The 374-nt window shown below is 63.1% G+C and carries 1 protein-coding gene; it reads left to right on the top strand.

What is annotated here, in order from left to right; translation table 11 throughout:
* Nucleotides 1-374: hypothetical protein (locus WG900_RS20165; protein WP_339970186.1), on the top strand; the 374-nt coding region annotated here is incomplete at both ends.

The following is a 374-nucleotide window of genomic DNA, read 5'->3' as shown; positions in this document are numbered from 1 at the left end:
CGACCGATGTTACCGCGCAGACCCATGGGGCTCTGGTCGACATTTCCGCAGCAGGCTTGCTTACGGGTTCGCGCCTCGAAGGGACGAACAACCTGATCGTTGCTGGCGCGACGGGAAACGAGGGGGCCAACGGCCTGAAACTTGACGGCACCACGATCGCTACGCCGGCCGACGTAAACAGCCTGCAGCGCGGCAGCGGAACGGTCTTTGCCGGGACCGACAGTGCGATCAATGCGCCCGGTGTTTCTCTCCTTGCCACCTCTGGCGCTTACGATACGGCGCTTCGTGTCTCGACCAATGCGGTCGCCGTCGATGCTGCCCAGAACCGCGTGATCAACACGCTCGAGGCGGAAGCTGCGGTGCTGAACTCTTCA

The organism is Novosphingobium aquae (genome assembly GCF_037572715.1).
GTDB lineage: Bacteria > Pseudomonadota > Alphaproteobacteria > Sphingomonadales > Sphingomonadaceae > Novosphingobium > Novosphingobium aquae.
The sequence above is the reverse complement of the archived record's forward strand: the minus strand, read 5'-3'. Positions and strand labels throughout refer to the sequence as shown.